Source organism: Pirellulales bacterium (genome assembly GCA_036490175.1).
Classification (GTDB): domain Bacteria; phylum Planctomycetota; class Planctomycetia; order Pirellulales; family JACPPG01; genus JACPPG01.
On sequence record DASXEJ010000137.1, the window covers coordinates 20,759 to 28,459 of the forward strand.

Annotated in this window: 6 protein-coding genes and 1 tRNA gene; 3 read left to right on the forward strand and 4 right to left on the reverse strand. The window is 59.8% G+C overall.

The window, feature by feature from the left end; all coding sequences use genetic code 11:
• The first annotated feature begins 189 nt into the window (after positions 1–189).
• Both VGG64_10445 and VGG64_10450 read left to right on the forward strand, forming a co-directional pair.
• Complete coding sequence (locus tag VGG64_10445) at positions 190–900, forward strand: ABC transporter ATP-binding protein (GenBank protein ID HEY1600013.1); 711 nt, start codon at positions 190–192, stop codon at positions 898–900.
• 289 nt (positions 901–1,189) lie between these two features.
• Positions 1,190–2,209 (forward strand): glycosyltransferase family 2 protein, encoded by a 1,020-nt coding sequence (locus tag VGG64_10450; protein HEY1600014.1) that lies wholly within the window; start codon positions 1,190–1,192, stop codon positions 2,207–2,209.
• Between the two features lie 53 nt (positions 2,210–2,262).
• Here the strand turns inward: VGG64_10450 and VGG64_10455 are convergent, their stop codons facing one another.
• Positions 2,263–2,931, reverse strand: a complete 669-nt coding sequence (locus VGG64_10455) for a protocatechuate 3,4-dioxygenase (GenBank protein HEY1600015.1) — start codon at positions 2,929–2,931, stop codon at positions 2,263–2,265.
• 898 nt (positions 2,932–3,829) lie between these two features.
• Here VGG64_10455 and VGG64_10460 point away from each other — a divergent pair.
• Positions 3,830–5,077, forward strand: a complete 1,248-nt coding sequence (locus VGG64_10460) for an ATP-binding protein (protein ID HEY1600016.1) — start codon at positions 3,830–3,832, stop codon at positions 5,075–5,077.
• A 54-nt stretch (positions 5,078–5,131) separates the two neighbouring features.
• Here VGG64_10460 and VGG64_10465 read toward each other — a convergent pair whose 3' ends face one another.
• From VGG64_10465 to VGG64_10475, 3 genes are all read right to left on the reverse strand, one after another.
• The gene (locus VGG64_10465) at positions 5,132–6,001 is read right to left on the reverse strand and encodes an RNA polymerase sigma-70 factor (protein HEY1600017.1); all 870 of its coding nucleotides are present in this window, start codon (positions 5,999–6,001) and stop codon (positions 5,132–5,134) included.
• Complete coding sequence (locus VGG64_10470) at positions 5,988–7,367, reverse strand: FAD-dependent oxidoreductase (GenBank protein ID HEY1600018.1); 1,380 nt, start codon at positions 7,365–7,367, stop codon at positions 5,988–5,990. Before VGG64_10470 ends, VGG64_10465 begins: the two co-directional genes overlap by 14 nt.
• Before the next feature lie 208 nt (positions 7,368–7,575).
• Positions 7,576–7,649, reverse strand: a tRNA-Met gene (locus VGG64_10475).
• Between the last annotated feature and the right edge of the window lie 52 nt (positions 7,650–7,701).

A 7,701-nucleotide genomic window follows, 5' to 3' on the forward strand; every position in this document is an offset into this window, starting at 1 on the left:
AGGGAGCGACGCCGGCGCCTGGCGTGGGCATAGATCCTTAATGGTCATCGTCTTACCCGCCATTTGACTTCGGCGTTCCGAAACTTTGATGCAGCGTCGTCGAACAGGAAATGTAAAATGCCCGAGACGGCGATAAGCATCCGAAATCTTGCCAAACGTTATCGCTGCTCGCCCGGCGCACGTCGACATATGACATTACGCGACCGGTTGACGTCGAGCATGACGCGAGCCTGGCGCCGCGTTACCCCTCAGCCCGGCCAGGACAAGTTGCAGCCATCGGACGGATTTTGGGCTTTGCGAAATCTTTCCCTCGACGTGGCGGCCGGCGAAGTCTTGGGGGTTATTGGGCACAATGGGTCCGGCAAGAGCACGCTGCTTAAAATTCTGGCGCGCATTACCGAGCCGTCGCAGGGCTACGCCATCGTGCGGGGACGCGTCGGCGCTCTCTTGGAAATTGGCACAGGGTTCCATATGGAGCTCACCGGCCGCGAGAATGTCTACCTCAGCGGCGCCATCCTGGGAATGCGCCGTGCGGAAATCCGCGGCAAATTCGCCGCTATCGTAGCGATGGCTGGTGTCGAAGACTTTCTCGAGATACCTGTCAAACGCTACTCGACCGGCATGTACCTGCGACTGGCATTCTCGGTTGCCGCGCATTTGGACAGCGACATCTTGCTATTGGACGAAGTATTGGCGGTCGGTGACATCGCGTTTCAATGCACGTGCCAGGACAAAATTCGCGAGTTGGCAAATGAGGGGCGAACGATTGTCCTCGTCTCGCATGATCTGACTAGCGTGCGGGCGCTGTGCGACCGTGTCTTGCTGCTCGAGGCCGGACAGGCTGCGGCACTCGGCTCGGCCGCACATGTCATCGATGGGGAAACGTCAGCGGCCGCTTAAGTCCGCCCGCCCATCGTGCTGACTCCATCTTCAAAACGGCCCCTCTCTCAGGCGATCGCGGGGGTAACCGGCTCCGGCCACCGTCGGCATAATTGCTACTGCCGGGACAACCTAGCCAAACTATGGTTCTTGCCTGGAGAGCCCATACCCATGGCTTCTGACAACCGGGCCGCCATTACAACACAGCCGGCGTTGACCATTCTTCCAGTAGTGGCTACTTTACGCCCCGCGATTCGACCGTCGGCCGTGCCGTGGCCGCGTTATAAGTCGCCTGTTGAAGGAAGAGTCTATGTCTTTGCCACTGTCGGCCGACATTGTCACAAGCAAGCGGTATGTGGTTACTCCGTCTCCTGGCGCGCGAAGACCATCGACAATGATATCGGCTATCGTGGACCTAGACGTAGGGGTGATCTACTCCGGCGAGCAGAATTACATGCTGCCGCTGGTGAAATCGTTGGCCGGTTCGGCCGACGGGCTGACGCTCCGCTTGATCCTCGTCGACAATGCTTCGCCCGAGGGCGTGGCAAGCTACGCCGACTATTGCCCGCGCACCAAGATCGTTGCCAACGCTGAACGTCTTGGCTATGCGGCGAATCTGAATCGCATCCTGGCGGCGAGCGATGCTCGCTATACGCTGCTACTCAACACCGACATGTATTTCGATGTCGGCGAGCAGTGCATCGCCAAGATGGTCAAATTCATGGATGACAACAGCGGCTGCGGAATCAGCATCTGCAGAATCTATCATCCCGACGGCACATACGGATATCCAGCGCGACGATTTCCCACCTGGCGCGCCATTGCCGCGCGTCGGCTGGGCCTGGCAAGGTTTTATGCTGGCGAGCTACGGGATCACCTCTATCAAGATTCAGACACAAAGACCAGCTTCGACTGCGATTGGATTAGCGGCTGTTTTATGCTTGTTCGACGCGATGCCATGCGTGACGTGGGCCGGTTCGATGAAGGTTACGCGAAGTATTTCGAGGACGTCGACATGTGCCTGCGCATGGCCCGCGCCGGCTGGCAGGTCAAGTTTCACGGGCAGACGTATTGCTACCACTTCGAGCAGCGTGCCAGTCGCCGCACCTTATCGCGCGACGCCTGGTGGCACGCCCGGTCGTATTTGCGGTGGTTGACGAAGTGGAGGCTTAGCGTGCCATCAAACGCGCCGAACAACGCATCGCGCGCGAAGGCGATGCTGACGGCAGCCCGATCTTTGCGACACGATCCCTCTCACGCGAATCCCGGCCAGCCACCGAAGGGCGCCACCGAGTCGCGGACCGCGCGGCGTCCTGACGGACGACGTTAAATTTTGCCTCGGGACTCGTCACGTTCAAACTGGGCTTGTACGGGCGCTTGAGCTTACGCCTTATCCTCGGGCGTTACTCCCAGAACGATGTCGAATCGCGCGGCCAGCTCGCCGATGCGCGAGTTCGGAATCGGCGAGAAATCGATGATGATCGAGTCTCGTAGTTGCTGGTCGCGAATTCCTTTGAGAACGGCGTCGCGCTCGTTGCCCGGCTCGCCTTTGATGTAACACTGCGTCGTAAACTTGTCGCGCCCCTTCGTTTTGACGGCGAAGTGAATGTGCGGCGTCCGCCCGGGGTAGGGCACCGGCTTGACCGTGCGAAAGCAGTAGTCGCCCGTTGAGCCAGTGAGGAATCGACCAAAGCCCTGAAAGTTACCGTCGTGCGCGTCGCGATTGCCGCTGCGCGAATGAATGTAGGCGCCGTGGCTGTCGACTTGCCAAATCTCGACCAGCGCGTTGCGGATCGGCTCGCCGTCCGCGTCAAGGATGCGGCCGCTGAGGTAAGTGATCTCCCCGACGGCGGGGGTAATCCCCTCGTTAATAATCAATAGATCATTGTCGGTGTCCAGCGGAAGCTTATCAGGATAAAACGGCCCTTCGGTTTGACGCGGCGTCAAAGTCAGTTCTTCGGCCAGGGCACCGCGTACGGTAAAGAGAGCGGCGCTCGCAGCGACGCTTCCCAGGAAACGGCGTCGCGTGAACGATGATATTCCGATTGGCATACCCTGAGTCCTCCCATTGAGAAAGGTTCCTGCGCCGTGCCGTCCGGCAGGAGTTGGCACCTCGCGTGGAATTATAACACGATCCATACGGTACTGCGTGCATGCGTTAAACAGCTTGCATTTTGACGAGAAAGGCGCGTCACGCTCGATCGATTCGTGCCCTCGCAACTTGGATATCGCCGCCTGGCTTAAAACGTCTGCTAGGGACCGCATGTAACCGGCCCTAGCGCCGCTGACGTTCGAACTTCACAATTCGGGCGCGATCGTTCGCCTTACCATGACCCTGTCTAACGGTCTCACGGCAGGGCATCCATCTCTACTTGGGTAGCACGCCAGAACACGCCACGTGTACGTTATCTCGACAAGCCAATAGCGAGGAGCCATTTCGCGCCGGGGGCTCGAATAATGGCGGCGAGGGGCACCCCAAGTCGATGCGATTATGTGCCCGACGGAAGCTTACTTTCTTGGCTCTCCCTCGGCATGAACATGGGGCGACGCCACAGCAATACAGCGGCGATCTACAAGTTAAGTTGCCGCCGGGCGAGAAAAACGCCGCGCGATCCAGCTAGAAATTGTTCCGATGCACGACAACTGAAAAACTAGCTGTTCATTCCTTGCCGCGGCCGGATGCAAGGTAATCCTGCCTACCCCCAATGGGCTACGGACAACGAGGAATGACCGCTGGCAAACCCTAACCCCTGGCTGTTTTATGACGAATTATTTGCCCCGGGCGGAGGCGGCATTTAGAATGGAGTTTCTCTTCGCGCGGAGCAAAAACCCAAAAAGCGATTCTCGCTCAGGCACTGCCATTTGGCGGTGGTCGGTCGAGGTTGCTTTACGTACCATCGGGTCATTGACTTAGCAGGGTGCATCTCGAGTCGGAGGCTGCGTTGTAGGCATGAGTGTTTATCCCACGTCGGAACGTCATTTGTGGAAAGCTCTTCAACCGTACGGTCTTGCTATCCTGAGTCTTGCCGTTGCGACTCTCGTGCGGTTGGCGCTGAACCCCCTGCTGGGTGATCGCCAGGCCTTTATGACGTACTTTGCGACACTCATCGTGGTGTCTGCAATAAGCGGTGTAGGACCTTCGCTGACCGTTCTATTTGGCAGCGTGCCGCTGGTTATGTGGTGCTTCTTTCCTCCGCACCGATCTCTTGCCGTCTCGGAAGCGCATAATCTTATCGCCATCGGGACTTTCGTAAGCTTGGGACTGCTGGTCGTGGTACTGGGCGGTATGCTTCGCCGTGCGCGGCATCAAGCAGAGGAAAGTGAGCAACTCTTCGATAGCAAGGCGCGCGAACTCGAACTGGATCGCGCCCGACTTCAACAGGAGCTTCTCCATCTAACAGACGAAATGCGCGGCGTGGATGCTCGCCGTGAGGATTTTCTCGCGCTTGTGGCCAATGAGTTACGTCGTCCGCTGGTGCCGATCGCCAGCGCAGCCTCCTTCCATAGCGTGGCGGCGACCGCGTCCGAAATGGAATCCGCAATGGACGTTGTCAAGCTAGAAACGACAAAGCTGGGTCGCCTGATCGATGATCTCTTAGATGCGTTCCGACACAATCAGGGAGCAATGCAGCTTCACAAAGTGCCGTTGGATTTGGCGCAGATTGCCAGTAAGGCGGTCGCAACGGTCCGCTCGGTGGCCGCGCAGTCAGGCCGTGAGCTGAACGTTTCGTTGGCCAAGGAGGCCATTCCGGTCAATGGCGATGCCGTCCGTTTAGAACGGGTCGTTTACAACCTGTTGATGAACGCCATTCGATCGACGAATCCGGGCGGTCAGATCTGGCTCACGGCCCTAGAGCGCGACGGTGCCGCAGTGCTGAAAGTCAAAGACACGGGCGTCGGCCTGACTGAGGATGCGATCCCGCGCGTCTTCAATCTGAATTCCCAACTGGACGGCTCGCTAGCTAGAGAGAGCGGAGGTCTGGGTATTAGTTTGACCGCCATCAAACCGATCGTCGACATGCACGGCGGCATGGTTTCGGTAAACAGCAACGGGCTGGGACAAGGCTGCGAGTTCGTCGTCTTTCTGCCGCTGGTGGATTCGGCAAAAACAACCGGCCCCGCTGCCGCACACGATTCGCCCGTCGCCAATCACGAAGTGGCTACTGCCCACGTCAACAAGGACGTGCCGCAGGCTTAGCGAGTCCCGAGCCACGATCTATCCCGGCGCGCGTTCGTGCCCTTTATAGAATACCTATTCGACGCGTATTCGCGCGAGCTTTTCGGGATTGCGGATAGCATAGCAGGTGACAATCCGGCCGTCGCAGATGTCGAATGTGAGCACGGTGACCACTTGGTAATCGGATAGTGCCATCAGGCCAGGCTGGCCATTGACGCGCACGCGACGCACCTCCATGCCCGGCGGTGCCTTCTTCGTCACGCCCAAGAAGAATCGCGCCACGCGGAGTGCGCCGCGAATAGGTGTGCGTGCGGCCGGCACCTTGCCCCCACCGTCGCTATAGACCACGGCGTCGGCCGCAAGTAATCCGATTAGGCCGTCGAGATCGCCGCTGGCGCAGGCGCTGAGAAAAGCGCTTGCGATACGTTCGGCGTCTTGTTGGTCGGCCACGAAGCGCGGCCGACGATCTCGAATGGATTCTTCAGCGCGATGCACAAGTTGCCGACAGTTGGGCTCCGACTTGTCGAGAACTTTGCCAATCTCGGGGTAGCCGAAATCAAAAACGCGTCGCAGCAAATAGGCCGCGCGCTCGACGGGAGACAGGCTTTCCAAGACTACCATAAAGGCGAGCGATACCGATTCCGCTGCTTCCAATGTCGCAGACGGGTCGCTTTGGCCTTCGTCGATCATCGGCTCGGGCAGCCAGGGCCCCACGTAGCTCTGCTGGCGCGCCTCGACGATGCGTCGCTGGTCGATGCACAACCGCACGACGATCGAGCTCAAATAGCCCCAGACCGACTTGACGTCGCTGCGATCCTCACGCGTCCAGCGCACGTACGCCTCTTGTAGGACGTCATCAGCGTCCGCCAGGGAGCCGAGCATGCGATAAGCCAACTGCGCCAATCGTGGCCGCTGCTCTTCGAATACCGTGCTACCGGCTGCCATCGAGTACATCCTCCCGTTGACTCGCAACAATCAAATGAGCATGTCGGTCGTCAAAGACCGCCAGCGCGCATCGCGCGGCTTGCTCGGCGCTGGCGGTCGCGGCATCGGCCAGCATGCCCTCGGGTCCAACCCAATCGCCAGCGACAAAAACGTTCGGCCAGCCGGCCAGTGATGGCTTCGGGCGCCCGGCAAGTCCTCCTTCGTCGGCGCGCGGCAGCGCATGAGCCACGGTCATTTTCGGCAAGAATCGCTTCGCGACGACGTGCGGTCGCCAGCCAGGTTGTACCGTGTCGAGCAGGTCCTCCAGTTCGGCCTCGATCGCAGCAGCGGGCTCGTCGGCGTCGGCCCGCAAGTATTTCATCAGATGCACAACGGCCGTTCCGTCAGCAGCGAGCCGCGCGGCGGCCGAATGCACCGAGAAGTAGGTTGGCAGGTCCAAACCGAGTGCAAAACGGTCGCCCGGGCGCGGCAGACGCGACAGCGCTATGTCGAGACATGCGGCCAGCACCGGTTCCTGATGAGACAACCACTCGCGTAGCGGACCATCGCTCGTCATTCCCAGCAACGAGCAGGCTGTATCTGGGGGAACCGCCAGAATCACCGATCCACCGCACAGCTCCGTGCCGTCGGTCAGATGTATCCGTACGGACGACGTCAGATTTTCAACCGTTCGCGCTCGGACGCTCGTTCGACACTCTGCACCGTGGTCGGCGGCAACCTTGCGCAGCCCGTCAATGAGAGTCTGCCAGCCACCATCGAGGTAGAGCACATTGTCGGCCAAGGCCATGCGGAGCTGATCGAGGGCGGCGCCGGCTGACAGTCGCTCTTGATCCGCCACGTAAGTACTGACGCGGAACAAAGCCCCCAGCAACAAGGCAAGATTTCCACGGCCAGCCGTCCGCTCGATCCAATCCTGGGCCGAAACGTGATCCAACAGACGCGTGTTGAGCCGCTTGATTGTGGTAAAGAGACGCGCCAGACTCATCTTCTCGCCCACCGAAAGCAGCGACGAGCAGACGAGCGACCGCAAACCGGACGGAATGCGAAAGGCGCCGCGCCGTGACACCACCAAGGGACGGCCCGGACTGGGAAAGTGCCCCGAGAACGGCACCCCCAGATCGTTGAAGAGCCGGCACGCATGGCCACCGGCATACAGGGCATGGGCTCCGAGATTAAAACGCACTCCCTCCATGACGTTCGTTGCGGCCCGTCCCCCAAAGTGCTGAGCCTGCTCCAGTACAACGATGGACCGGCCTGCCCGTGCTACTAGAGCGGCCGCCGTCATTCCGGCCAGACCGCCGCCGACGACAATGACATCTGCGTGCGTGGCGTCGCCACTGCGCGACGGTACCTGCGAGGCATGCATGACCGGGTCTTCCTATTTAGCGGTGAATTATACGGCTATAAGAGAGACGGGCCTGGGGGCCGTTTTGTGACAGGATGTTCCGAAGAGCGGGGCCGCTCGTCGAAAGCCGGCTTGAATAAGCGGACGATGACGCGCTGTACAGGCGACCTTGTCCGAATCGGTCGAAAAAAAAGCCCCCGGGCCGCAAGATGCGATCCGAGGGCTTAAGTGGCGGGGACAGGATTCGAACCTGCGACCTCGAGGTTATGAGCCTCGCGAGCTCCCGGGCTGCTCCACCCCGCGTCATGTTTTTTTGGTCGGCAAGCAGCTTGCCGCACGACTCTAGCTTATCGGC

Bases quoted from the DNA above. Each gene is read 5' to 3' on its own strand.
- VGG64_10450 (HEY1600014.1), top strand. From the start codon at position 1,190: ATGTCTTTGCCACTGTCGGCCGACATTGTCACAAGCAAGCGGTATGTG.
- VGG64_10460 (HEY1600016.1), top strand. From the start codon at position 3,830: ATGAGTGTTTATCCCACGTCGGAACGTCATTTGTGGAAAGCTCTTCAA.
- VGG64_10445 (HEY1600013.1), top strand. From the start codon at position 190: ATGACATTACGCGACCGGTTGACGTCGAGCATGACGCGAGCCTGGCGC.
- VGG64_10455 (HEY1600015.1), bottom strand. From the start codon at position 2,931: ATGCCAATCGGAATATCATCGTTCACGCGACGCCGTTTCCTGGGAAGC.
- VGG64_10465 (HEY1600017.1), bottom strand. From the start codon at position 6,001: ATGGCAGCCGGTAGCACGGTATTCGAAGAGCAGCGGCCACGATTGGCG.
- VGG64_10470 (HEY1600018.1), bottom strand. From the start codon at position 7,367: ATGCATGCCTCGCAGGTACCGTCGCGCAGTGGCGACGCCACGCACGCA.